Below are 23,953 nucleotides of genomic sequence, written 5' to 3'. Positions count from 1 at the left end.
GGCTGTATCCACATTAGAAATCAAAAAATTGTCGTATGATGTGAATACATTGAGTAATCGTTTGGCCTCCTTGCAACAAGAGATTGAAGTATTAAAAGCCAAAATTGAACAGCAACATCATACCGTCGCCAGCCTGCAAGCAAAAATGCATAATGCCAAGGTAAACCTGGATTTAACCATTGTGCGAGCTCCCGGGGATGGAGTCATCGATAATATGTATTTATCCCCTAATACGCCCATTAAAATCCATCAACCGGTATTTTCATTCATTGATACTTCAAATTTCTACATTCAAGCCAATTTTAATGAGACTGACTTACGTAGAGTGAGGGCAGGTGATAAAGCTTATATTATTTTGCGAATGTATTATTTTGACAAAATATTCCATGGCGTTGTGGTTAATACTTTATGGGCCGCAGAACGGCAAGTAACGGCAGAAAAATCCCAGATGCAACGCGTTTCCAATGAAAACGAGTGGTTATTGCTACCTCAACGGTTCCCTGTACAAATCAAGATATTAGACCCAGATCCCAATTACCCGCTTAATCCCGGGGCGAGTGCCTATGTTTATATCTCAACTCAAAAGTAAGATAAAAGCCTATGATCCATACGGCGAACATCATACGAATGCATTAAAAGCACTCTTAGTCTTGGAAATTCTTTTTCTTTTTAATTTTATTTATACCATTCCCGATGCTTATTTTTATTATTTCTACGTGCCATTAACAGCATTTGCTGCTGAAATTTCAGGCAACACCCTACAAGAAAAATATTTGTTTTTATTTTTTACTCTGATGGGAAGTACGATTGCAATATTTTTATTCGGCCTACTCTCTGAATATAAATTATTTTTTATTTTCTTTGTTTTTTTCTTTTCTATAATCATTTATTACATTGCCATTCGCAAAGTAAAAAGCATGTTTGTAGCTGCCCCCCTAATTTTAAGTTTGGCAGCTTATTCATTAATTTATGGCGATACCAACAGTAATTTTTATATCGCTCTAAATCATGCTTTCTATACAATCATCGCAACGATTTTAATCTTTATCGGATTATATTTTTTTCCAAAGCGTTATTACTTTGCCATTTGGCGGCGGGCGTTCTGTGAAGTTTTAGAAACATTGGCCTCCATCTCAGAAAAAATTTACAAACAAGAGATTAACACCATACCCATTTTTTCAGGAATCATCGTGATGGAGCGTTATTCCCATATGCTTTCCCGACGAATGAAATATTACAGTATTTTAAAAATTACCCTTTTAACGTTTGACCTAATCATGGCAATGTCTTACGCCTGCTCTTTCCGCAAACAAATTCATCTACACTATTTTATACTCGTTCAGAAACAATTGACCAAACTGGCAGAAGCCTGCAGAAACAAACATCCAATTCCCATGACTTCTCGTGATTTGGAGATGCTGCAACACACAAATATGCTGCGGACGGTACGTGCTTTAATATTAAGTTGGAATCATCTATGCCACAACGCTTCCTAAAAGAACCGCTAGATTACCGTGCAGTTCGGGGCATACAAATTAGTGTGGTATTCACTTTTACCATATTTGTGCAAGAATTCTTGCGTTATCCTCGTGCCGGATGGACAGGTTTTGCTGTCATGATGATTTATGCGGGATTTGATAATGGTACAACGTTATCCCGTGCTTACCAGCGTTTTTTAGGCGTCCTTCTTGGTTTGCTAAGCGGTTACTTTCTTTGGTTTCTGGGACACATTGACTATCGAACCTTAATCATCCTTATTCCAATGACTGTTTACCTGGCCTATTTCCTGGTAGGCCGAGCCTACAGCATTCCCACCGTATTTACCGTGAACACTTCCATCATTGGAACCGGATATTTTAACCCCTCCTCCTCTTCTTTCTCCATCACCTCTTTTTTGATTGATTATCTTATCTGTACGCTGATTGCATTTACCATTATTCTAGTATTCGAATATTTCGAGTTTCGCCGATATCATATGATGCACCGCTTCATTCAAGATACACAAACCGAGGTAGTCGCCCGTCTCAATAAATTAACTAATTTATTGAATAAGAAAAAATTAGGCGCAGCGAATGGTTTGAAGACTGTGTTAAGTTAACAAGAAGTTTATTCATGGTTAATAATCTGGTCCATAATGCGCAATTTCTAATTAGTGCAAAACGCGCCGTTGGTGAGGAATTTGAAGACTTTAGAGAGCTCATCAATCGCATTTTTGTTGGACAAAAAGCCCTCTATTTTGCTCATTATACCAAGCGCCACCAGAAATACGATTACCAACAACTGTTGCAGCAAATACAAGCAGATTTGGAGCAGTTAAAAACCATCGTTGCTGCTGGAGTCATTCCCAATTCTATCCTTGGAGCGATGCATGAGGCACCTCATTAATATACTCTGCATTCTGCTTACGACAGGATGTGCTTATTACAGCCCTTATCAAAAACCCAATGTGCCAGTAACCAATCAATGGACGGTGCTGGATCGAAATCTTAATCAAATCAATGAAAACAATTTGCCTTATCTGGCCTGGTGGCAAGGATATCATGATTCAACCTTAAACCAATTAATTGCTGCAGCCATTCAAAACAACAATACGCTGAATATGTCGAAAGGTCACATCGAAGCAGCGGAGGGAGAATTGAAAAAAGTCCGCTTGCAATGGATCCCGGATGTTGATTCCATGGTTGGTTATTCTAAAAACCCTGCAACAGGGTTTCCAGGTAGCGTCGCCGCCTTTATTCCAAATTACACCTTGAATTTATTCGGACAAATTAAAGAGCAGAAAAAAGCCAAATATGCCTTGGCTGCGGTCAAAGCGGAAGATGATGCAATTAAGCTTACGATTATATCGCAAATGGCGGTAAGTTATTTCACCTATCAGGCTGAAATAGAGCGCAAACAGCTCTTGCAAATTTTAGCCCAAGATTTGACCCATCTAGCAACCATTGCCACCAACGTCTATCACGGAGGACTGACGTCAGATATTGATCCGCAAGCCCTATACAGTCAAGTCAATCAAATTCATGGGGAGCAAGAAGTTATTGAGCGTAACATTGTGGTAAGTCGCAACGCCATTCGCTATTTAATGAATCAAAATCCAGGAGAAATTCACGCCAGGAAAAAATTTACGGAATTAAATAACAAACAATTGATTCCAGGCGCCTTGCCATTAACCGTCCTGGAAAATAGACCCGATATGCAAATGGCTACCAACCGTTTGCATGCCTCCAATGAAGGCATTGGATTAGCCGCAAGCAAACTATTACCCTCCATTGATCTCGACATTGTTTCAGGCGTAAAAGCCGGCGATAACCGTTATAATTTCCCAACAGAGAATGTATTTTTTAATGATCAGTTATTAAAAACACCTCTGTTGAAATTATCCGTTCTTGGTGACATTGCCAAAGCTCGTGGTTTGGATAAAGTCTCTTTTTTCAACTACATAGACACGCTGCAAAAAGCGTTGCGTGATGCCACCAATGCTCTGGCAGCAAATGAACGATTAACTAATAAATTTAACCAAACCCAATTAGCGCAAAAGCACCTAGCCAAAGCCTACCATTTGAATCATTGTTTATATCAACGAGGAATTCAGAGCTACGTGGATACTTTAAAAAGTAAAATCGCTTTGGATAAGATCAACATTGATTTGAATCAAGATAAACTCCAACAGCTAATCACCGTGGTTAATTTATACCAAGAGCTTGCCGGAGGATACAAAGCGGAGCAACCATCATCCGCCGCTTGATGGTTCTTCGAAAGTCTTTCGAATAGGCTAGAATCATAATTTGCATTAAGAAATCCCTTAGCAATAATCATCTATAATAAAAAGAATGTTGATTTTTTAAAGGAATATCCATGCCAAAACGGGATAAGTTTACATATGGAAATATAATCATTGACCCTCATGGAGACTCTACCTCGGCGGATTATTACCAGGACCCAAAATTAGATGGGATAGCCTTGGTTATTGCTGATAATCCAGAGGCTGCGACCAAATTTAATGGCGGGCAGAATAAACCAATGACGGCAAAAGGTGGTAGTGCCTTAGCAAATCGTCGGAATGCTCTTTATGCTGTAGATGGGGCAGGCATTAAGATAGCCCCTGTAGTTAATTATGGTGAGCTTTCTGGATATAGCACTCATGGTAAAACTGCGATTTATGGAATGACTGTCCCTAAGTTAACAGAAAAGGAAAACCAACGAATGAAGATATTCTTGCTTACTATAAAGCGATTATCAATGTACTTTTAGTGGCAGTCAGTGAGCAGAAAAAAGTATTATCTTTGCCTATATTGGGTGCTGGGATTTATGGGTGGGACCCTAAATTAGCGGCCAGGATTATCGAAGAGGCTGTTAAGACCGTTAAGACTTCCTTGACAGAGCAGAGTCAAATGCCAGAAGTTACGGTGCATGACCTTAATAATATGTCGGAATTAACGAGCGATAATATTCCAAGTATAACGCTGGATGAGTTAGGCGTTGTTGATAAACATGCTCTTTTAGCAGAGGTCTGTCATAGTATTAAACAGCAATATCAAGCCAATCCCTATTGGCAAGGCATGCAAGTTTTATTACCAACCGTTCATGATACAGAACAAGAACCTGCTATCAGCTTCTCACCTACCGTTATAGAAACCAGTCAATATCGTCCTAAAGCTTGGGACAAACTTTTAACAAGCGAACAATCTGAGCTTAATGCTCTCAAGGAACAGTGTGCAAAATTATTAGCTGATTATGCAAGTGGCGTTGGTAATTTTTTTAAATTGCATTGGAATCGGCATCATACTGGTCCTGCAAAAGAGCTTTTGCACGCCATTAGAGAGCAAAAGGATATTGCTGGCATTGCTAACTTATTAGCACGTGAGTACCGCCATCAAGCTGAAAAGCCAGATTTTAATCCAGTAGGGTCTTATGCCAGACGTCTAAAAACTTTACTTTGTGAAGCCAATAAAAGTCTGGATGAGAAAATCTGTCTTAATCCTCAAAGGGGAACCAGCGTTACATCAGATCCTTCTGAAACTGATCGTAAAGATGATAGTGCTGTTTTACGTCTGTAAATGCCTCTTTCCTTTAAAGTGAAGAGAAAAGGGCTCTTTTGTTTTGAGCCCTCTAAGGAGGGCCACTGCCCCCTATAGAACTTGTTGCACCATAAGTAGCCGTCTCATCCATACTTGCTGCAGCCAATATACCGCTGCCACCATGAGCGAGAAAACCAAAGCGACTGGCGGAGGCTGAAGCATAGCTCAAATCAGGTGCAGGCATAGGGGGAATAGGTTGCAAGCCATAACTTGCCAAAACAACCATTTGCTCAGGCGGCAACTCAAGACGGCCTGCTTTAAATTCTTTTAACCTTTGCTTTACTTTATCAGGATAGAAAGGATCTTCTGTTAATTGACTCGCCACAAAATCGCGAATACTTTCAGGCAAAGCAAAAGAAACACCAGCTTCTTCAGGCATTTCCATCGCCCATAAACAGGCACCGATAAGAATATCCCGGAAATAGCTGCCATCCGTACTGGCACTTACATCAATATAAAGTTGACGGACCAAAGGATCACGAACCTCATTGGCAGCAAGCCAACGGAGCTCTCCATCAGCCATAGCTTGGGTGCGTAAATTTCCCTCAGCATTGGAGCGTTTTTCATTTTGCAATTCTCTGCGAGCCGCCAAGTGCTGGCTCAGTATACCAGGTTCTTCCTCTGTAAGCCGGGTATACCCTCGAGCAATAAAAGCATCCGTAGCATGATGGACAAGAGCAGTTAATTGTTCCTCGGTTAGCACCTGATTAAGCTCATCAGAATTATAATTTAACAAGGCACTCCATCGCGCATGATGCTCTGTTGCAGCAATAACAATACCGACCTGGGCTTGCTCAAGAGCTTTAGCCTTAAGCTCCTCGACATCAAGTTCATCGCGTAACGTCCGGGCCGCATCAAGTTGAGCTTGCAATTCTTCTATTTCGGCACGAAGAGTGGCATAAGATTCTGCCGTTTCAGTCAAAGAATCTCGTTCCTGCTCAAGAGTCGTCAATTGTTCGCCCAAGTCTTCCAGCTGCGCATCAATTTCCTCAAGACGCTCTTCATCCTCACCTTCTTCAGCCTCCACCCGCTCTGTATTCAGTTGCTCGCGCTGAACGATTAATGCATTGCGCTGTTCATCCAAAGCGCTAATTTGCTGGGGTAACTCGGCCACATCATCAGGATACTCACCAAGATGTTCCTCTTTTTCTTCGAGTTGCCCCTCCCATTTAGGAATTTTACGTACTTCTTCAGGAAGCGCCTGCCAGATGCATTTTTCCAGAAATCGGTCGATATTATCCAGCCACCGCTCATGAAGATACAAAACGACTTGCTTATCATAATCCTCCTCTTCTGCCGTAAATTTCGCCATTGGAAATCTGGCACGCCACGCCCCCAAAATAATATCCAGTGTCTGGGTAACCTCTGATTCCTCAGCCGGCAGCGCAGTCATAATATAGCCAATACCCGTTGGTCCGCTACCATCGATGGTGGCAATTAAGGTGCGGTAATCTTCATCCGTAGCCTGCATGCCTTCCAGCGTTTCCGCATCTAATAAACGCCATTGTCCTCCATTGTTTCTACAAAAACGCGGATTAGTTGCAATCGATAAAAGAATAGGGTCAAACAAACTGTTACCTATGGCAAACAAACGTTCTTTTTCTGCAACAGAAAAAGATAACGAATTGATAATCCTTGCTTCTTCATACATCCACTGGTAAATAGAAGACTCTTGTGGTGCATCATAGGGCCGCCACTTCTGCAAGCTCATTTCGTAATACACATGGCTTATCAAGGCCGCAATATCATTCGCCGGCATTTCGAATAAAAATATTGCCCAAGCTGGAGGAGGGACTGTGGCTTTATTTAATAATAATTCCAACCGGTCAAAAATTAACCGAGTTAATTCCGCTTCAAACCAAGATTTACGTCCCGAGACGCCCTGTTCTAAAATAATTTCCATTCTTAAACGTATAAGCGCCATTTGTGCTTCGTCAGGAGAATCGGCGCTGGACAAGGTTTGTAATTCCCGTTGCAGTTTTCTATACCTGCTTATTCTTGCTTTTTTATGCTTGTCTGGCTTATCTGCAATACCAGCCATGGTATTTTGGAGAAAAGTGGCAAATTGTATATGGGAATCTTGTTTTGGAGCCTCACGCTGCCAACGATTGGCCAACTGACAGACAATGCGCTTGGCCGTGTCTGCAGTTGCTTGAGCTTCATCAACACCATCAGCAGCGGATGCAAGCCAAGTTCGCTCTTTAAGACATTCTTGAACAGCAGCTTTTATTGCACTAAGAGTAGGCATATCGAATCCTCCCCAGTCACTTTTGCCGTACTATTTATTCCTATTTTTCATGGGCGTACTTACGTCTTTTTCTATCCATTTCACCAAACAACTTTTTTACACACAAGCAAATGATTTATATATATTCCATCATGTTTATTAATTGTCAATATTAAATAAAATTTATCGACTTAGAATTGTTCTATGTAAGAAAATAGCAACCTGCTTATGAAATAAGTATCGTCTTTGCGATTCAGAAACCCTCAGGCAAAAATGGCATTATTTTTCATGTTGTTTTGCAACAGACTCACTCAAGCAAAGCCCGCTAAATACGATAAATAGGTAGCCAACGACCGAATAAAGCAACAGTGAATCAGATAAATTACCCACCATGAATGCAGATAATAAACCTAGCATGACCGGTTTCATCTCCTGCAAACGAAAAGCGGCAAACAACAGATTTGCAAAAAAGTAAAATAACGCTGCAATACCCAATAGACCAAATTCGACCGCTATTAACCAATATTGACTGTGAGGGTCGAGTAAATTTTTATTGGACCAGGACGGAACCGGATCATCCTTCTTAAAACCATGGGAGAAACCGCCAGTACCTTGACCAATTAAAGGACTGGATAAAAATAATGATTTCGCATATTGATGAAATCGCAAACGATAACCCACAGAAGAATCTTTATTCCCTTGCTGATATTGGTGCAGTTCATCCAGGATGCTATAAGTCCCTTGGTGTATGACCTTGCTTTGATTGACAAAAACTCCAAACAAAACGCAAAATCCTACCACACCGCCAATCAGGTATTTGACAGGTAAATAGTGCATCAATAAACCAAGCATCAAAATAAAATAAATCACATAGCTCATACGCCCAGTATTAATAAACAATACATCATAACTAAAGAGCAAAGTCAGCAGCAAAAATAAAACGCGTCTGCCTCCTTGTTCACGCCCTGCCAACCATCCAGCTAAATAAGCAGCAAATGCCATCATGAAACCGGTCACAATATGATTATGAAACACATGACCAGGGTCCTCGGAATGAAAATTCAAATAACCTTTACTTTTAAGAACCGATATAACACAGGTAAGTACCATAGCCGATAAGTACGCATATATCCCCATCATACGAATTTTTCGATTACAAAACCCAACGGCAAAAATAGGTAAATAAAGCAATTTACTGTATTTCTCAATTAACACAAAACGAGTGTGAGAATCAGCCTCCCCCCATAAACAGGCAGCGATAGTCACCAAAAATAATAGGATCGCCGCTTTACACCATGCTTGAGAAAAAACAAATGCAAAATCTTGCTTATGAGTAAAGGTCACCAAAACACCCAGCACGGATAACACTAAAAAAATACTTTTCAATGAGGGACTAAGTGGAATGGCAAAAAGCATGGCCACTAAGAAAAATGACGCCCAGCCTTTCTCCTGCCACCTACTTATAGAAAGTGCTACCATGACCGACTCCATTTATTTGTGCACACACGTTAACGTGCTTGGCGTACTCGCATTCGCTATTTTGTTGAAAATTTTATCACTTGATGATACCCAGCTTTTTTGAAAAAATAAAGCCGAACACCATCTACGCCACACGATTGTTATAAAAACATGATAAACTGGGCTGTGCTATTAAAATCAGAAATTTCGGATAATTAATTTGGTTCATTCTAATTTAAAGCTCATGATACGATTACCAAATTGGGTGGGTGATGTGATCATGGCTTTTCCTGCCCTGCAGGTGATAAAACAAAACGGCATCGCATTGCAATTACTCGGCAAACCGTGGGTAAATGATTTATTCGCCGCTACCGACATGCCTCTCATTACATTGGAAAAAAAATTTTGGCAAACCACAAAAAAAATAGCGAAGCTAGCCGATGTGGACAAACTTTTGCTGCTGACAAACAGTTTTTCCAGTGCGTTAATGGGACGTTTGGCCGGTAAAACACAGATAGGCTATAAAACAGATGGTCGCCAATGGTTACTCACAACCGGGATTGCCAAATCCCCTATACAACACGAAGTAGAATATTTCTGGAATCTTGCACGCTTTGCAAGTGAATGCTGGTTTCCGCAAATTTCCTGGCCAAAACAAATTCCAGATAAAATCATTTTGCCTCTCAGCCAAACTTCCAAAACCACAGCTAAACAAGCATTACAACGCGCCAACATCACCAAACCATTTTGGGTGTTATGTCCTTTTGCTCATGGCACAGGTAAAGATGGCAAACCAAAAATATGGCCGCACTGGAGGGAATTGGCACAACAATTGGGACAACGCCCACTGGTGGTCTGTCCGGGAAAGAATGAAGAACATTTATGTGCTGCTTTGCCTTCAGAAGTTACCGTTTTATCGGGACTAAATTTAAGCGAGTACGCAGCCATTCTTGCTCTTGCCGAGCAAGTACTTGCCAATGATAGCGGCCCCATGCATCTCGCTGCAGCGGTAGGCGCTAATACATTGGGCATTTTTGGTGTCAGTGACCCTCAACGTGTGCGTCCATGGGGCGCTGATTTTATTGGCAGTGGCGAAGGTTGGCCAAGTCTGGCTCAAGTCTTAACGCATTTATCAATCTAATCCCAAACTAATTCATTGTTTCCAAACTTTTCTGTGGAATGTTCTTCTTTTCCTTGAACGATTCTTCTATTCTTTAAGCAATAAACGATTGTTTTTCTTATTCCATTACATTGATTGGCTATAAAAGGAAAAAACATGTCAAACAAGTTATTACAAAGATTAACATCATCTGTTTTTAGAATAATAGGAAATTTTGCTTCTGAAAATAAGACCGGGCGCGGTGATATTCAGGCTTTTTATCATGGGCAAACTGTGGACGATTTAGTGATTAATTTCATGGAGGAAAATAATATTCCTGGTCTTTCTGTTGCTATTGTGCAAGCTCCTTATATTACTCGAGTGGTCGGTTATGGTTTTGCCGACATCAGCACTAAAAGATTGGTAGCCAGTAACACCATGTTCAATCTTGGAGAAATGACCACCGCATACACTGCCGTAGCCATCATGCAATTAGAGGAAGATAATAAACTTAAATTGGATGACCCAATTAAAAATTATTTGGCAAATATTCCAAAAGACTGGGCTAACATTACAATTCGTGAATTAATCACTCATAGTTCAGGCATTCCAAGCTACATAGAAGCTCCAGGATTTGACTACAGTTCCGAGTACAGTCAAGAACAAATTATTAAATTAGTAGCCAATAAACCGCTGCTTTTTCATGCAGGCGAACAGGTCAACAAAAGTGCAACTGACTTTTATTTACTTGGTATGATTATCGAGAAAACCAGTGGTGTAAGCTATGAAGAATTCGTGACTAAACATCAATTTGAACGCATGGGACTACAAAATACTTGCTTTATTTCTACTTTGAAACATATTAAAAACGAAGTAAACAATAACACCCACCCTTTTACACATAACCAGTTTAAAACTGATCCAATTTATATCAATCCCACCGAACCGGCTACAGGCTACACAGTCCAGGATGATAAGCTGGTTAAAGTAAAAATGAATAGCCAATCAGCCAGCTTTGCCAATGCTGCAATCATTTCTTCCGCTCAAGATGTCAGCATTTGGGACATTGGCCTTGCTGGCGGCATTTTAGTTAAAAATCCAAAGAATCGAGAATTTTTATATAACAGCATTACCTTAAAAAATGGGATGAAGATCCCTGCCAATGCAGGTTGGCAATTCCCTGGCCATCGTGGACTTATGTTCATTACGGGGAACGTCCCAGGTTATTCCACTTTTTTAAGCCGTTTTACTGATCCAGCTGAATTGCTTTGCGTCACCATCCTTGCCAATAAGAGTAATATTGAACACTTGGAAGTATTGGCACATCAAATTGCTGGCGCCTATAACTCTAAATTAGCCACGCCAGCCAGTGCTGAATGGGCAACGAGCATGCAAAGCCCCTATTCCGTAGAAGAAACCATTAAGCGTTTATCCGAAATCATACTATCAAATGGAGGAAAAGTATTTGCTCACATTGACCATAGCAGTGAAGCCAGCAAGGTTGACCAAGAGTTGAATGCAACGCAAGTAATCTTAATTGGCAACCCTAGCAAAGGCACGGGTTTGATGAAGGAAAATGGCAGCATTGCTCTTGATTTACCACTGCGTGCCATGGCACGGCAAGATGATAATGGCGAAATATGGCTGAGCATTACTGACCCATATAAGCTTGCAAAAGAATATGGCATCCATGGTAAAGACAAACAATTAAAGGCGATGTCTGATGCTTTGTTAAAAGCTGCCAAAAAAGCTGTACAGGCTTATTAGCCCATTTCTAATTACTTTTTACCTAAACATAAGCTTATTCAACCTGGGCAGGGTGGGATATCGCTCCAATCAAGTATTATTCATTGATTGAATATATTTTTTTAAGGATAGGTTTACCGTATGATGGCTAGAAAAATAAAATAGACTAAACATGAACTTATTAAACCCACGCTATAAACCATTATATTTTTCCACCAGCATGCGATTTTTAACGCAAGCATCTCAGTATTTTTATTATGTATTAATGCCAATCCTTGTTGTTGGCTTAAGCTCACAACCACAATTAATTAAATTAACCGTATCCGTTTTCTTTTTTGGTTTATCAGTTTCTTTATTTTTCTCAGGCCCTCTCATCGATACGCTAGGAGTTCCAAAAAGTTTCTGGTTAGGACTGTTTATTTTTTAATTGGTACTGTTATTTGTGCATTTTCAGAAGATGTCTATACGATGATGGTTGGTCGGCTTGTGCAAGCTATCGCAGTAGGAATTCTACAGATTTTATCGAAAAGCATGATTTCTTCCAGCTCTGAACGTACGACTTTCTTTGTTATTTATTGTATTTTTGTGAGCTTCTCTCCCACCATTGCCATGTTAGCTACCAGTTTAATTCTGTATTTTTTTTCATGGCAAGCCAGTTTTGTTTTTTTACTTATTTTATCCGTGTTTGTCCTTGGGATTGGTGTGTATGGCATGGACAAGAATACGGCACAACCACTATCAGAAAAACATGGAAAAATACGTTTAAAAACGTACTTGATATTACTCAAAGAAACAGGATTCATTCCTCTTATTTTAAGCTATAGTACTGTGAATGCTGTTTCTGCACCGTTTTATGTCACTATTACCTATACATTAGTGCATGTTTTACATTATCAGCCACACGTCATTGGTTTAATCAGCGCCGTCTTCACAGTGGTTGGTGTTATTGGAACCTCCCTCAGTTTATTGGTAGAAAAAACCTCCTACAAACGTCATGTCATGAATATCGGTTTCGGATTATCGTTCCTGGGTTGCTTTTTACTATTTCTTTGTGCCGTTTTTTTCCCACCATCCATCCTGGCTTTTGTGCTCCCTCTTGCGTGGTATATTTTAGGGTCTAACTTTTTTTACGCTAAATTCAACACTTACATCATAGAACAGTTTGAACACGTCAGTAAAAATATTGCATTATCTTCCATGGCGATTGGCACTGCGGCTGTAAGTTCGTTGGCAACGTTCATCTGTTCTTTTCATGGACATGAAACCATCATGAAAACAGCTTTTCTAATGTTCGGTATGGTGGTTTTGTCCATAGGATTTTATTGGCATGCAGTGACCAGAATGAAGAAAAATAAACAATAAGCTTTAGAGAATAGTTAGTGGTATTTTTAAGTTATAGGAAAAGCAAGTCATGCTGTGGCATACATGCCACAGCATTTGAAACATCGGCGATAATTAGCAAACAGGGCCTGGACCACGATCATTATTATCGAAACCAAATCCATGTTGCAAAGCTTCTAGTCGGCAGCTGGTGTTTGACCTTGACCACATGCCAACGCGAGTCAATAAAGAAGCAGCTTTTACTGGTTTGCTTCCTTCTGGTTTAGATGATGGATTTGATTCTTGGCCTGACTGAGCATTAGCATCATTAGGTGTGAAATCCTTAGGTGGAGTTATTTTTTCTATCTGCTTCATGTAATCTCTCTGTGTTTATTTATTTAACATAGCGGGCGCGGATGCTAACAGATAAAAAAACAGATTACAATTTATTTTTGCATTATCCAAAATCCGTTTGTTCGAAGATATGATTTTAGGAATTTAAGCGTAGAGTAAAAAATAAGTATAATTTTCCCGATAGTTAACCGTTATGACTTGAATTTTTTAAATTCTCGAAAACTTCCACGTTCATGCCATCAACACTTATAGATAATATACAACCCATAAGTTATGACAGCATTTCTGCTAAAATTTATATAGAGACATTATAAAATTTATTCCAAAGGTAATTATGAAATTATTACGTTATGGTACATTCGGTCAGGAGAAAGCTGGGTTGATTGATGATCAAGGAAATATTCGTGATCTCTCTGAGTTATTGGATGATATTGATGCATCATCATTAGCCTTTATTAAAGAAAGGCTCACTTTAATTAACATCCCTACACTGCCATTAGTAGCTAAGGATGTTCCAATTGCCGCACCAATTAAACAACCCGGTAAAATCATGTGTATTGGCTATAATTCGTTATTGCATACACAGCAGATGGGAGCCTCCCCACTTCCTGAATCAGAAATGATGGTATTTTTAAAACCTTCTTGTGCTATTTCAGGACCCTATGATCCCATTTTATATACTCGGCACACCAGAAAACTGGACTGGGAAGCCGAATTAGGCGTAGTTATTGGTAAAAAAGGTAAATACCTTGAAAAACATCAGGCAGAAGAACACATCTTTGGTTTTCTTTGTGTGAATGATATTTCTGACCGTTATTGGCAATTTGAAACCGCTGATAAACAGTACACCAAAGGCAAGGGAATGGATGGATTTGCATCCATCGGGCCTTATCTGGTTTCCCTGGACGAAGTCCCTGACTCAACGAATTTAAATGTAAAACTTTGGGTTAACGGAGAAATCCGCCAAGATTTTAATACCAGAGATTACATCAATAATGCCGCATCAGTGGTCAGCTATTTAAGTCAATTTTTTACTTTATTCCCCGGAGATATTATCGCCATGGGTTCGGCTCCAGGCAATGCCAAATTCTGGGGAGAGCAATATCTTAAAATTGGCGATCAGGTAACATTAGAAATAGAAGGACTGGGAAAACAGGAAAAGCACGTTATAAAAGAATAACAAATGCTTTCAATAAATTATGTAGATCCTTATCAAACTGACTTGGGCGCCATATTGCAAGTACTACTGGATTTTGGAATATCGAAAAACATTGCTCGAATAGCTGAAATGGCTACACATTTATAACGCTAAATTGAAAATGGTCAGAATTTCCTGCTTTAATTTTTTCTTTATTTTCCAACTTATGGCCATCTAGATATCGTTCACCACGTTCATTATCTTGTTTCTCTAATTGTTTTCTTTTTTGTTCTTCCGAATTTAATGCGATTTTCAGAAGCCTTTTTTTCTTGCTCCAAACGAATTTTAGCTTTTCTTTTTTTATTAAGATTAATGATGTCTACCATAATACCCTCTATAATAATGCGAATCTAAAGCAATAATTAAACAGTGAAGGCACCTCTTTATCTTCTTTATATATTAGCATACACAATCATTTCCCTAATCTTACTTTAACACACCCCAACCCACGTACCCAATGATGCATTTGAAGCAATCCATAAAACAACTTTAGATCATTCATAATGAAGAGCTGATTGATAAAAATTGTTTAAACTTATCTATCGAACTGACATTTTCAAATGAAAAGCGTTTTCTTCATCCAGAGTCCATGTTTTTGACCTATAATTTTAAATGGAGCATATATTAATTGTCATAACCAGGGATAAGGTTATCCTTTTCAACAAGGAAGTTAATCATGAAAACAACATCCGCTAAATTTTGTGCTTTAACTTGTGTGCTTGTTGTTTTCTTGACGTTCATTCTGTCAAACACCGTCATCGCCGATCCTGCATCTCGCGTTGCCCGCATAAGCTACACCAATGGCATTGTCAGTCTTTTACCTGCTGGAACCACCAAATGGGTAAAAGCAAAACTTAATCGACCTCTCATTCTTGGGGATAGTCTTTGGTTAGATACAAACGCTCGAATTGAATTACAACTTGGATTAGCCACCCTTCGTGCAGGGGAGCAAACCAATTTAAAAATCCTGAACTTTAATAATGAACTCGCTCAATTTCAATTGACTGAAGGAACACTGGTTTTAAGCATAACTCGTTTAAAACCTAAACAACGATATGAAGTTAATACACCAAACCTTGCCTTGTCGATTCAAACACGTGGATATTACCGCATTGATGTAGAAAAAAATTCCACCACCGTGACTGTAAGGAAAGGTACAGCAACCATTTATGGTGAAAAGGCTGCATTGAAGATCAGTGCAGGGAAATCATGTCAGTTTAAAGGAAGAAATCTTCAGGGGTACATTTGTAACGCCATCGGTCCCATCGATGAATTTGATCGCTGGAGCCTGGAGCGAGATCGCCGTGCTCAAAAAACAGCCATAAAACACGTTTCCAAAGCAATGATTGGTTATGAAGATCTTGCTGACCATGGTCAATGGAAATCCGTCAAAAAATACGGCTATGTCTGGGTTCCTGATAGAGTTGAGACCGACTGGGTTCCTTACCGAGATGGACACTGGGTATGGATTCGAGGCTGGGGTTGGACATGGGTGGATGATCAACCGTGGGGATTTGCCCCATTTCATTATGGACGTTGGGTGTTTATTGAGAGAAGATGGGCTTGGGTTCCTGGACCTGTAGCTGCTGAGCCGCTTTATGCTCCTGCCCTGGTTGCATTCGTTGGTGGGAGAAATTTCATTGTTGCAGAAGATACGGTCGGCATTGCCTGGTTCCCATTAGGACCGGGAGAGGCATATATTCCTCCCTACCAGGTAAGCCGCAATTATTTTACCCAAATCAATGTTAGCAATACCATCATTAATCAAACTTATGTGACCAATATCTATCAAAACCCAAATACGGTGATTAATTATCAGAATCTTGCCATTGGCAATGCAGTCACTGCCGTACCAACACAAGCATTTGTTCAATCCCAACCTGTTGAAGAAGCGTATGTTCCAGTAACTGAAAAAAATTTAGCAAATGTGCCTGTAACGCCTGTGGCTGCAATCGCTCCTGAAGAAACAAGTGTATTAGGAGGAGAAAAACCAACTGAGGCTCAACCATCGAAAACCATTGAGGACAAACCAGTCCTCGTGAAAACTGAACCGCCCCCGCCCCAGTTCCATTTTCTGAAGAGCAAGAATTACTCACAAAAAATCCAGGTGAGCCCTTAACTGCAGAAGAAGCTCAGAATATGCAACCTAAAAAACCAGGAGAAGAGACACAAGTGCAACTTGTAGATCCTCAACAAACTCCAGAACCAGTCAAAGAAACTGACCAAGCCTTGCCAGCCAAAGAAGCTCAACCAAAAGAAGAAACACAACCTGCAGAACCTGCACAAGCTCCTCAGGAATCTCAACCCCAGGAAGAAGCTCAACCTGCAGAGCCCGTGCAAGCTCCCCAAGAATCTCAACCTCAGGAAGAAGCTCAACCTGCAGAGCCCGTGCAAGCTCCCCAAGAATCTCAACCCCAGGAAGAAGCTCAACCTGCAGAGCCCGTGCAAACTCCCCAAGAATCTCAACCCCAGGAAGAAGCTCAACCTGCAGAGCCCGTGCAAGCTCCCCAAGAATCTCAACCCCAGGAAGAACCTCAACCTGCAGAGCCCGTGCAAGCTCCTCAGGAATCTCAACCTCAGGAAGAAGCTCAACCTGCAGAGCCCGTGCAAGCTCCTCAGGAATCTCAACCCTCACAAGGCATACAACCTCCTGAACCTATGCAAGCTCCTCAGGAATCTCAACCCTCACAAGGCGTACAACCTCCTGAACCTATGCAAGCTCCTCAAGAATCTCAACCCTCACAAGGCGTACAACCTCCTGAACCTATGCAAGCTCCTGAGAAGACCCAATCTCCAGAAGGAGCACAACCTGCGAAACCAGATAAAGATAATCAGCAACCAAATTAAAATACAGATTGCGACTATTTATAGGCAACTGTCTCTGAATATACTCAGCTGCTAAGAATTATTTAACAGCTGGATGAGTTAGAAATTGTCCAGGCTCTTGCAAGAAATTATATATAAGCATCCTTCTTAAAAACTCATAGAGATAACCAATTACTATGCATTAGGAGAAACCCCTAAGTCTATTTAACTCATTGGGCTCTTCCAGATAAGAAATGGTATCCATGTAAATTTTTGGATTGAACTGCGATAAACGTGAAAATATAGTGTTAGCAAATTTTTCCTTTGCCTGCTTGCGTGTGTCTTCTTCTGGAGTAGCACTTATATCTTCAAGTAACCTCCAAAACTCGCTATAGTCCAACTCCTTGAGAGAACCTTCATATAAACTTGTGATGTATTCATCTACTTTTTTGGCATAATCGCGAATCCTCTGGAACAATGCTATATGCTTCATCATGATATTAGTATCCATTGGTTTTAATAGTGGCTGTGGTAGAGCCAGAAGTTTACAAAGTTCATTATAAAACACAGCCAAACCCAATGTGTTTTTATCAATATTAAACGATAGAATAGCTGAGCGAATCCCGCGTAACTCGTTTATAAAATCTGGAGGAAACTCTGGCTGGGATGTGATTTGTTTTAGCCAGGGAGAGAGTTGTTTCCAATGAGCAATTTGCTCACAAATCACTTGCTTCTCTTTTAATTGGTTTTTAATTTCTGCAAATTGCCTTTCACTAATAACTGGCATAATCTTTCTCTTATTAAAATCCTCTTTATTTTCCTGATCTGCTAACGAATCTTTAATTTATTATCAAGCCAACTTAAGTTTTTGTTGCTTATGGTTTCATCATTGTATCTGCTTCGATTGCTTTCTCTGCTGCAGTTGTAACAGCAACCCCAGTAACATAGGATGCTTGCAGATAATCAATTGTAGGGATTAATTTACCAAAAAAACCCCATTTCCTGTATTCCAGGGTAGCGCTAATTTTAGCTTGGTTGGCAATATGTTGATCCCGACTCGTATCAGTAGCCGGAATACCAGCCTTTCGACGAATTTGCTCTTTTGAGAGCATATTTATCTCCTAAATATCAATAAAGTCAGAATGCGAGCAATTTTATCATAAACAGTTCTCACTACACATCTTTATCCGGATTACTCTTGATGCTTTTTCGGATATTGCCAAGAAATTTGTTATCTTCATGACAACTGCTTGGTATAACTACTTAAAGATATATCGCATAAACAAATTGAACAACTAAAACTCATCAATGTACATTCTAAAAAATAGTTAATCGTCAAGTCTGTTTTTTTAAATTTTCTCTGGTAAGATTTAGTGCCAAGCAGTGTAGAATATATCCTGAAGCAACCTGTGGATATCTTTTTTATTCAATCTTCAGATTCTTTCCCAATCGCGCATTCAAATCACATCATTCCAATCAATATAAGCTTAATTACCATGTTTAATCCTTGCTGACTTTCAAGTTTATCCACAAAATCTGTGGATAAGTCTGTGAGCAGCCCATTAAAAACCTTGAAAAATAACCGTCTTTATCTCATGACTAGAGACGATTCATTGATCCCATAAATAAGGCCTGAATGTATTTATAATATACACACCTCTTAATCAAACAATGACAGCTGATTAATGAATTTATTTGTTATTAATAATGAAATGACTTATCTTTACCTAAGAATTTATGGACTATTACATTAAGGAGATATTTATTATGAAAAAAGCTATTGCGATATCTGCGGTACTTTTTAGTTATTCAGCATTTGCCGAGACGCTCACGAGCCTCTCAAAAGAGGAAGTACTTAGTACCTTTCAGGGAAAGACCATCAAAAGCATACCACTCGCAAATCTAGATAACCGGCTCATTGCAGACTCATTCATGGGTTATTTCGATAAAAATGGCCAAATTACAGGAAAATTTACTAAAAAACCACAAGGGAATGACCCACAAACCGACGATGGTACCTGGAGGGTAAAAGATGATGGTACCTTATGCGTAACTTGGAAACACTGGTTTAATAGCAAAGAAGTGTGCGCCCTAACTTATCCGTTAGGAAATGGGTATTTATTTGTTAACCCTGACAACAATAATTTTGAAAGTCTTATTCATAAAGACATCAAATCTGGCAATCAGATTACAGGTTGATACAACCTACTTTATATGAACCAGTTTTGACTTAATTGACACCTTTAATTTGAGAGTTTCCAGAGGAAACTCTCATGATAATGGTTATAAAGAGGCAATGTCAGATCACTGGTTGAAATCACACAACCAGCAATACATTGATGTATAAGTTTTTGAAAGCAATTATTTATGGATTATTATAACCCACATAGATATATTAATATCCAAATGACTCAGGTATAATACTTCTTCCAAATTGACTTACCATTAAGACAAAACGCATGCCAGGCACTGAATTGCTTGATAAATTCCCGCAGGAAATCCAAAGAAAAAAAGCGCAGTATTTATCCACAGCTGATTTATTAAAACTTTCTATCGCTTCAACCAAGTATAGGGCTTTATATAAACCCATGGCGGACGTTCGCAAGCTGTTAGGGCATATCGTGCGTGGTGAGCATGATGCGGTTCGTACGATATTAAACAATGACGTGAGTTTAATGTTTAAAAAGGATCGCATAACGGATTGCTCTGGGCGAACCTTTGAACATATCAGTGCTTTTGAATATGCGCTTTGGGCCCTGGATAAGCATATGTGGACGATGATGCTTCATTGCATACCCCAAAACGAAGAAGGTAAAGCAGTATTAGCAAAATTACTTTCTCAATACGAGAAAGTAATTACAGAAGGCGTCACCTATAGATTTCACGAAGAAACAATCACCGAAAAGCATTTTGATTTTGCAAACACCATCATTAAAGAACTGCAAACGCAAGTGGATTCCACGAACGTACCCGGAATTAAAAATTGGGATGCTATTAATAAGCAATGGCGAGAAGGAGTTGGTGGTGCACAAAAACTTCTACCGATGCATGTTGTGTATGAGTACTGCTCTGACAAACCTTTTTACCCAGTACCTCACTTTACCTCACAGCCAAAATCATCAAAACAATTTTATAATTGGCTAACTCGTAAGCACGAAAATTGGTTTTCATCTAATTCTAAATTAGGTGTTGATTTTGCTATATTGAAAGGTTTGGACAGCCGCCAGCCGGCACAAGGCTCCCGCTCAGTACCCTATGGCCGTGCACTTTTGGATTTAGCCGCCATGCGAGCGTTGTATGAAATACGAACAATAGACTTTATCAATCTTAAATCGCAACTTGAAGAACAAATGACCGTTGATAATCAACGTCAAACGTTTCAAATATGAAACGATACAATTTTATCAAAAATCTTTAATATATTTTATTGCTCTAATCCCTAGTACGTGTGAATATTAGCCAATTTCATAGCTACCTGAGTAATAAATGACTAAGAAGCATTGGTCTAAGATAGAACTACTTCATCAAAGTGTTAAAAATCCAAATATTCATATTAAAGGCACGCATAGCTACTACTCAAATGCCTGGACCGATAATTTTGAGGAATCCGTCGTACGCTATCTATATGGAGATGAATATAGTCTCAATCATTGGGAACCTCGTTGGAAAATAGATCAATTATACATAGGTGATTATGTTTGTATTGCTGCAGAAGCAGTAATCATGCTAGGAGGCAATAATAATCATCGAGTTGATTGGTTTAGTCTATACCCCTTTAAAAATAACTACATCGAATCCTATGAATCGCGCGGTGATACCGTGATAGGTGACGGTGTATGGATAGGCATGCGCGCAATGATAATGCCTGGCATCCAAATAGGAGAAGGTGCGGTTATAGCCGCTAATGCAATCGTTACAAAAGACGTAGAACCCTACACGATTATTGCAGGCAATCCCGCAAAAATCGTTAAAAAACGTTTTGATAATGAGACAATAAAGCGACTGTTAGCACTCAATATTTATGAGTGGTCGGACGAAAAAATAAATGAAATGAAAGCATACCTGTGTTCCTCTGACATAGACAAATTAGAGGCTATGGCCAATAGATATAAAACCGATATCAACTAACATATCCATCGTTTTCCCTGAAGTTAATTCCCCAAAGGGAAAACTTTCATTGGCATGCTAAACCCTCAATTTGAAAACAATTAAATTAGTTTCGCCTTAATTTCTGCTTATTTCCTTCTTAACAACCTTTATATAAATAAAGAGTGCGCCTACCTGCCTACTTAATAAAGACTTAATATTACTCAATTAATATAAATATAAGGCAATATGCTTTGTATAATTATGAAATTAATTGAAGCCAATAAAGCATTACGAGATTTAAATCGCTTCATTGAAGAAAATGTCGCTAAATTAAGTCTGCCTAAAAAGCATGAGCCAACTCATGCTGACAGAAGCGATAGCCCACGAAAAGAGCCTGATGAGCAACAAAAGGCACATGCAGCGACAGTCATCCAAAGAGTTTGGCGTAAAAGAAAAGTAAAGCAGGCCATTGTAGAAAGTCCTTATTTTACTTACCTCTCTCTAATGGATAAAGGTGATGAACAATACTTACTATCACACATTATGTTCGGTAGGCATGTCGCGGAATTGAATCTTTCCTCAAAACATCGAATAAATAATCCATATATTCATAGAGGCGCTTTTTATCATCGTGATGATGATCTTTCAGGTGATTTGCTTGATAAACTGCTACAGGAATTTAGAATTGATCTAAAAGAACAGGCCAGCCATACCTTTATTCCTGTTACATTGTTGAAAAATACACCCATTTTAGAAATATATAATCATTTTTTCCCACATGAACTTCCTCGAATTATCAGGGATGAAAATCACTCCGTCGGTTTGTTATGTTTACCAAAGCATGGCCATAATAAGGCACAGATTATTCGCGTCTTGAGAGCGGCAGGGCTAATCGCATCTCCGTGGGAGATAGCTGTTAATATTCAAAATAAAGATGAATTTGTTATCCCCAAAAAAATAACTCTGGATGATAACTTACCTAAAACCTCCGAAGAATTAATCGAAAGTAGCATTTATGATAAGCTCTCATTCATCGCAAGAGATCTTCATCATCCGACGCAAAAATTAGCAGTATGCTTACAAAAATTTTAAAAAATCTACCTAAAAATATAAAACCTGAAGCGATACAACGCATTGCCTGCATGATAGACATGGCAAATACGTTTTATGAATACGATTATCCTAAGTTTGCTTTTTCTGTATACGCAACCATTCATGAGATAAGCCTCTCCCTGCTAGAACGAACAGAAGCAGAAGATTTGGAGCAAGGCTTTAGTGATTTTCTTACAGAGTCTCGGCACACGCTGGATAAATCATTAGCAATAGACAGTGCAACTATGGATAAAGCCAGTTTTCTGGCATGTCCAGCAATGTCTGGTACCAATGCGTATATGCTAGCAATGAAGCTGGCATTGAAAATGAAAACGCCATCAGGAGAACCACCATTAGTTAAAGTATTTAAACCAAGCTATTTTGAATTTGATTATATTACCAAAACAACCAGTAGTGCGGACGCTGATATTTTTGTGTTATCCGCTGGCCCTATAGTAAACCCAGAAGGTTTAACGCCTGGGGTTGATATTAATAAGTTTGTAAAACGAAATATTATTGAGGCGAAAAGAACAAAGCCTGTTACCTTGATTATTGATGCTACAACTGCTCTGTATAAAAATTTGCACTTAGATCCGGAAGTTCAACATTTAATCAATACAGGAAAATTATCCATCATTATTCACGAAAGCCATCAAAAATTTGGAATGATTCATGCAGATCAAGCACAGTATGGGCGCATGTTGGCCATTTGTTCAAAAGACCAATTTGACAGTGATGTCATTAGGGAGATGCAAGAATATTCTCGGGAAGACTATGCAAAGCATTTAGATCTTCGAGTTGGTGCTTATATTAGCTCTATTTGTGGCGATACCTTAGAAGAAATTAAAGAACAACATTTCAGTAACGGCGCTTTGTTAAGAAATATTTTAACCCAAACCTCTCTTGCCTCCAGGAAGGTTGTAGAGCATCGAGACATGTTATCCAATCTCAATGAGCTTTATTTTGTTACATCCACACAAAAAGAGCTGAGAGATGCTTCACGGGGCATTATCGATCAAAGAGATAGTTTTGGGCATTTTAGTACAGCGTTAGCCCGCGTCGTGGATCAAATTAGGCTTAGTCCGGATGCATCCGACGATTTGGATTGCCTGGTTCAGACCGCGCAGATATATCTGGCTCATCATTTTAAACCTCAAGATGCTCTGAAATTACTGATCACCTATGCTAAAAATGACGATCATCTTGCAATCACCGAACAGGTTATTGTAATGGCACTGGCCAATAACGTATTAAGTTCGTTACCTCTAATCAATGAATCAGATGCTTTATCACTATTGTTTACATTAAATAATTTAATGAAGCAATGTAATGAATTAAAAGGAAGGCAATATTATAATAACATTGCAAAGTTTTATTTTGAGTTCCGTCAAAACATCATTGATACCTATGACATAAAAAACCAAGGGAATTTTTTGAAGTTTCTAAACTCTTAAACGACAGAAATATACCATTAACCTCAAAACATT

The 23,953-nt window shown here is 39.2% G+C and carries 24 protein-coding genes and 1 pseudogene; 19 read left to right on the top strand and 6 right to left on the bottom strand.

Features of this window, described 5'->3' with window-relative positions; all coding sequences use genetic code 11:
• Window positions 1–49 precede the first annotated feature (49 nt).
• From LOA_RS15125 to LOA_RS02990, 7 genes are all read left to right on the top strand, one after another.
• A complete protein-coding gene (locus LOA_RS15125; RefSeq protein ID WP_238551308.1) occupies window positions 50–589 on the top strand; it encodes an HlyD family secretion protein in 540 nt (179 codons plus the stop codon).
• Entirely contained in the window at window positions 564–1,496 is a 933-nt protein-coding gene (locus tag LOA_RS03010) for a hypothetical protein (protein WP_025385089.1), read from the top strand. Before LOA_RS15125 ends, LOA_RS03010 begins: the two co-directional genes overlap by 26 nt.
• Window positions 1,478–2,098, top strand: a complete 621-nt coding sequence (locus LOA_RS03005) for an FUSC family protein (RefSeq protein ID WP_238551307.1) — start codon at window positions 1,478–1,480, stop codon at window positions 2,096–2,098. Before LOA_RS03010 ends, LOA_RS03005 begins: the two co-directional genes overlap by 19 nt.
• A 14-nt stretch (window positions 2,099–2,112) precedes the next feature.
• The gene (locus tag LOA_RS15120) at window positions 2,113–2,385 is read left to right on the top strand and encodes a hypothetical protein (RefSeq protein WP_238551306.1); all 273 of its coding nucleotides are present in this window, start codon (window positions 2,113–2,115) and stop codon (window positions 2,383–2,385) included.
• A complete protein-coding gene (locus tag LOA_RS03000) occupies window positions 2,369–3,745 on the top strand; it encodes a TolC family protein (RefSeq protein WP_025385088.1) in 1,377 nt (458 codons plus the stop codon). Before LOA_RS15120 ends, LOA_RS03000 begins: the two co-directional genes overlap by 17 nt.
• A gap of 110 nt (window positions 3,746–3,855) precedes the next feature.
• Window positions 3,856–4,251 (top strand): hypothetical protein, encoded by a 396-nt coding sequence (locus tag LOA_RS02995; protein ID WP_025385087.1) that lies wholly within the window; start codon window positions 3,856–3,858, stop codon window positions 4,249–4,251.
• Window positions 4,251–5,057: a DUF5617 domain-containing protein gene (locus tag LOA_RS02990; protein WP_025385086.1), complete on the top strand. Its 807-nt coding sequence runs from the start codon at window positions 4,251–4,253 to the stop codon at window positions 5,055–5,057. Before LOA_RS02995 ends, LOA_RS02990 begins: the two co-directional genes overlap by 1 nt.
• A gap of 52 nt (window positions 5,058–5,109) precedes the next feature.
• Here the strand turns inward: LOA_RS02990 and LOA_RS02985 are convergent, their stop codons facing one another.
• Both LOA_RS02985 and LOA_RS02980 read right to left on the bottom strand, forming a co-directional pair.
• Window positions 5,110–7,326 carry a coiled-coil domain-containing protein gene (locus tag LOA_RS02985; RefSeq protein ID WP_025385085.1) on the bottom strand — a complete coding sequence of 739 codons (2,217 nt, stop codon included), beginning with the start codon at window positions 7,324–7,326 and terminating at the stop codon, window positions 5,110–5,112.
• A 258-nt stretch (window positions 7,327–7,584) separates the two neighbouring features.
• On the bottom strand, window positions 7,585–8,784 hold the full coding sequence (locus LOA_RS02980; RefSeq protein ID WP_025385084.1) for an O-antigen ligase family protein: 1,200 nt from the start codon (window positions 8,782–8,784) through the stop codon (window positions 7,585–7,587).
• Window positions 8,785–9,007: 223 nt separating this feature from the next.
• On the opposite strand from LOA_RS02980, the gene LOA_RS02975 reads away from it, so the two are divergent.
• The 4 genes from LOA_RS02975 (at window position 9,008) to LOA_RS02960 (ending at window position 12,970) form a co-directional block, all read left to right on the top strand.
• On the top strand, window positions 9,008–9,904 hold the full coding sequence (locus LOA_RS02975) for a glycosyltransferase family 9 protein (protein WP_035893183.1): 897 nt from the start codon (window positions 9,008–9,010) through the stop codon (window positions 9,902–9,904).
• A 135-nt stretch (window positions 9,905–10,039) separates the two neighbouring features.
• Window positions 10,040–11,629 (top strand): serine hydrolase, encoded by a 1,590-nt coding sequence (locus tag LOA_RS02970; RefSeq protein ID WP_081724929.1) that lies wholly within the window; start codon window positions 10,040–10,042, stop codon window positions 11,627–11,629.
• A 151-nt stretch (window positions 11,630–11,780) separates the two neighbouring features.
• Window positions 11,781–12,035, top strand: coding sequence for a hypothetical protein (locus tag LOA_RS14345; RefSeq protein WP_025385081.1), 255 nt, complete (start codon window positions 11,781–11,783; stop codon window positions 12,033–12,035).
• 41 nt (window positions 12,036–12,076) lie between these two features.
• Window positions 12,077–12,970, top strand: a complete 894-nt coding sequence (locus LOA_RS02960) for an MFS transporter (RefSeq protein ID WP_025385080.1) — start codon at window positions 12,077–12,079, stop codon at window positions 12,968–12,970.
• 93 nt (window positions 12,971–13,063) lie between these two features.
• Here the strand turns inward: LOA_RS02960 and LOA_RS02955 are convergent, their stop codons facing one another.
• Window positions 13,064–13,303: a hypothetical protein gene (locus LOA_RS02955; RefSeq protein ID WP_025385079.1), complete on the bottom strand. Its 240-nt coding sequence runs from the start codon at window positions 13,301–13,303 to the stop codon at window positions 13,064–13,066.
• 313 nt (window positions 13,304–13,616) lie between these two features.
• On the opposite strand from LOA_RS02955, the gene LOA_RS02950 reads away from it, so the two are divergent.
• Window positions 13,617–14,462, top strand: a complete 846-nt coding sequence (locus LOA_RS02950; RefSeq protein WP_025385078.1) for a fumarylacetoacetate hydrolase family protein — start codon at window positions 13,617–13,619, stop codon at window positions 14,460–14,462.
• 163 nt (window positions 14,463–14,625) lie between these two features.
• Here the strand turns inward: LOA_RS02950 and LOA_RS02945 are convergent.
• A pseudogene (locus LOA_RS02945) lies at window positions 14,626–14,806 on the bottom strand (DUF4169 family protein); the annotation flags it as partial.
• Window positions 14,807–15,156: 350 nt separating this feature from the next.
• On the opposite strand from LOA_RS02945, the gene LOA_RS02940 reads away from it, so the two are divergent.
• Together LOA_RS02940 and LOA_RS13600 are read left to right on the top strand one after the other, a co-directional pair.
• Window positions 15,157–16,599 (top strand): DUF6600 domain-containing protein, encoded by a 1,443-nt coding sequence (locus tag LOA_RS02940; protein WP_052335873.1) that lies wholly within the window; start codon window positions 15,157–15,159, stop codon window positions 16,597–16,599.
• A gap of 20 nt (window positions 16,600–16,619) precedes the next feature.
• Window positions 16,620–17,327: a hypothetical protein gene (locus tag LOA_RS13600; RefSeq protein WP_052335872.1), complete on the top strand. Its 708-nt coding sequence runs from the start codon at window positions 16,620–16,622 to the stop codon at window positions 17,325–17,327.
• Window positions 17,328–17,487: 160 nt separating this feature from the next.
• Here LOA_RS13600 and LOA_RS02935 read toward each other — a convergent pair whose 3' ends face one another.
• Together LOA_RS02935 and LOA_RS02930 are read right to left on the bottom strand one after the other, a co-directional pair.
• Entirely contained in the window at window positions 17,488–18,072 is a 585-nt protein-coding gene (locus tag LOA_RS02935) for a hypothetical protein (protein ID WP_025385077.1), read from the bottom strand.
• 88 nt (window positions 18,073–18,160) lie between these two features.
• Window positions 18,161–18,397 (bottom strand): hypothetical protein, encoded by a 237-nt coding sequence (locus LOA_RS02930; protein WP_025385076.1) that lies wholly within the window; start codon window positions 18,395–18,397, stop codon window positions 18,161–18,163.
• Between the two features lie 655 nt (window positions 18,398–19,052).
• On the opposite strand from LOA_RS02930, the gene LOA_RS02925 reads away from it, so the two are divergent.
• From LOA_RS02925 to LOA_RS13590, 5 genes are all read left to right on the top strand, one after another.
• Window positions 19,053–19,484: a hypothetical protein gene (locus tag LOA_RS02925; protein ID WP_025385075.1), complete on the top strand. Its 432-nt coding sequence runs from the start codon at window positions 19,053–19,055 to the stop codon at window positions 19,482–19,484.
• Window positions 19,485–19,744: 260 nt separating this feature from the next.
• Window positions 19,745–20,674: a hypothetical protein gene (locus LOA_RS02920; RefSeq protein WP_025385074.1), complete on the top strand. Its 930-nt coding sequence runs from the start codon at window positions 19,745–19,747 to the stop codon at window positions 20,672–20,674.
• 97 nt (window positions 20,675–20,771) lie between these two features.
• On the top strand, window positions 20,772–21,413 hold the full coding sequence (locus tag LOA_RS02915; RefSeq protein WP_025385073.1) for a CatB-related O-acetyltransferase: 642 nt from the start codon (window positions 20,772–20,774) through the stop codon (window positions 21,411–21,413).
• Window positions 21,414–21,635: 222 nt separating this feature from the next.
• On the top strand, window positions 21,636–22,466 hold the full coding sequence (locus LOA_RS13595; RefSeq protein WP_025385072.1) for a hypothetical protein: 831 nt from the start codon (window positions 21,636–21,638) through the stop codon (window positions 22,464–22,466).
• A complete protein-coding gene (locus tag LOA_RS13590) occupies window positions 22,448–23,920 on the top strand; it encodes a hypothetical protein (protein ID WP_025385071.1) in 1,473 nt (490 codons plus the stop codon). The genes LOA_RS13595 and LOA_RS13590 overlap by 19 nt, the downstream gene beginning before the upstream one ends.
• The last annotated feature ends 33 nt before the right edge of the window (window positions 23,921–23,953 follow it).

It is taken from the genome of Legionella oakridgensis ATCC 33761 = DSM 21215 (assembly GCF_000512355.1).
Taxonomy (GTDB): domain Bacteria; phylum Pseudomonadota; class Gammaproteobacteria; order Legionellales; family Legionellaceae; genus Legionella_A; species Legionella_A oakridgensis.
The sequence above is the reverse complement of the archived record's forward strand: the minus strand, read 5'-3'. Positions and strand labels throughout refer to the sequence as shown.

Coding starts and splice junctions, on each gene's coding strand:
- LOA_RS03010 (WP_025385089.1), top strand. CDS start 564: ATGTTTATATCTCAACTCAAAAGTAAGATAAAAGCCTATGATCCATAC.
- LOA_RS03005 (WP_238551307.1), top strand. CDS start 1,478: ATGCCACAACGCTTCCTAAAAGAACCGCTAGATTACCGTGCAGTTCGG.
- LOA_RS15120 (WP_238551306.1), top strand. CDS start 2,113: ATGGTTAATAATCTGGTCCATAATGCGCAATTTCTAATTAGTGCAAAA.
- LOA_RS03000 (WP_025385088.1), top strand. CDS start 2,369: ATGAGGCACCTCATTAATATACTCTGCATTCTGCTTACGACAGGATGT.
- LOA_RS02995 (WP_025385087.1), top strand. CDS start 3,856: ATGCCAAAACGGGATAAGTTTACATATGGAAATATAATCATTGACCCT.
- LOA_RS02985 (WP_025385085.1), bottom strand. CDS start 7,326: ATGCCTACTCTTAGTGCAATAAAAGCTGCTGTTCAAGAATGTCTTAAA.
- LOA_RS02980 (WP_025385084.1), bottom strand. CDS start 8,784: ATGGTAGCACTTTCTATAAGTAGGTGGCAGGAGAAAGGCTGGGCGTCA.
- LOA_RS02975 (WP_035893183.1), top strand. CDS start 9,008: ATGATACGATTACCAAATTGGGTGGGTGATGTGATCATGGCTTTTCCT.
- LOA_RS02970 (WP_081724929.1), top strand. CDS start 10,040: ATGTCAAACAAGTTATTACAAAGATTAACATCATCTGTTTTTAGAATA.
- LOA_RS14345 (WP_025385081.1), top strand. CDS start 11,781: ATGAACTTATTAAACCCACGCTATAAACCATTATATTTTTCCACCAGC.
- LOA_RS02960 (WP_025385080.1), top strand. CDS start 12,077: ATGATGGTTGGTCGGCTTGTGCAAGCTATCGCAGTAGGAATTCTACAG.
- LOA_RS02955 (WP_025385079.1), bottom strand. CDS start 13,303: ATGAAGCAGATAGAAAAAATAACTCCACCTAAGGATTTCACACCTAAT.
- LOA_RS02950 (WP_025385078.1), top strand. CDS start 13,617: ATGAAATTATTACGTTATGGTACATTCGGTCAGGAGAAAGCTGGGTTG.
- LOA_RS02940 (WP_052335873.1), top strand. CDS start 15,157: ATGAAAACAACATCCGCTAAATTTTGTGCTTTAACTTGTGTGCTTGTT.
- LOA_RS13600 (WP_052335872.1), top strand. CDS start 16,620: ATGCAACCTAAAAAACCAGGAGAAGAGACACAAGTGCAACTTGTAGAT.
- LOA_RS02935 (WP_025385077.1), bottom strand. CDS start 18,072: ATGCCAGTTATTAGTGAAAGGCAATTTGCAGAAATTAAAAACCAATTA.
- LOA_RS02930 (WP_025385076.1), bottom strand. CDS start 18,397: ATGCTCTCAAAAGAGCAAATTCGTCGAAAGGCTGGTATTCCGGCTACT.
- LOA_RS02925 (WP_025385075.1), top strand. CDS start 19,053: ATGAAAAAAGCTATTGCGATATCTGCGGTACTTTTTAGTTATTCAGCA.
- LOA_RS02920 (WP_025385074.1), top strand. CDS start 19,745: ATGCCAGGCACTGAATTGCTTGATAAATTCCCGCAGGAAATCCAAAGA.
- LOA_RS02915 (WP_025385073.1), top strand. CDS start 20,772: ATGACTAAGAAGCATTGGTCTAAGATAGAACTACTTCATCAAAGTGTT.
- LOA_RS13595 (WP_025385072.1), top strand. CDS start 21,636: ATGAAATTAATTGAAGCCAATAAAGCATTACGAGATTTAAATCGCTTC.
- LOA_RS13590 (WP_025385071.1), top strand. CDS start 22,448: ATGCTTACAAAAATTTTAAAAAATCTACCTAAAAATATAAAACCTGAA.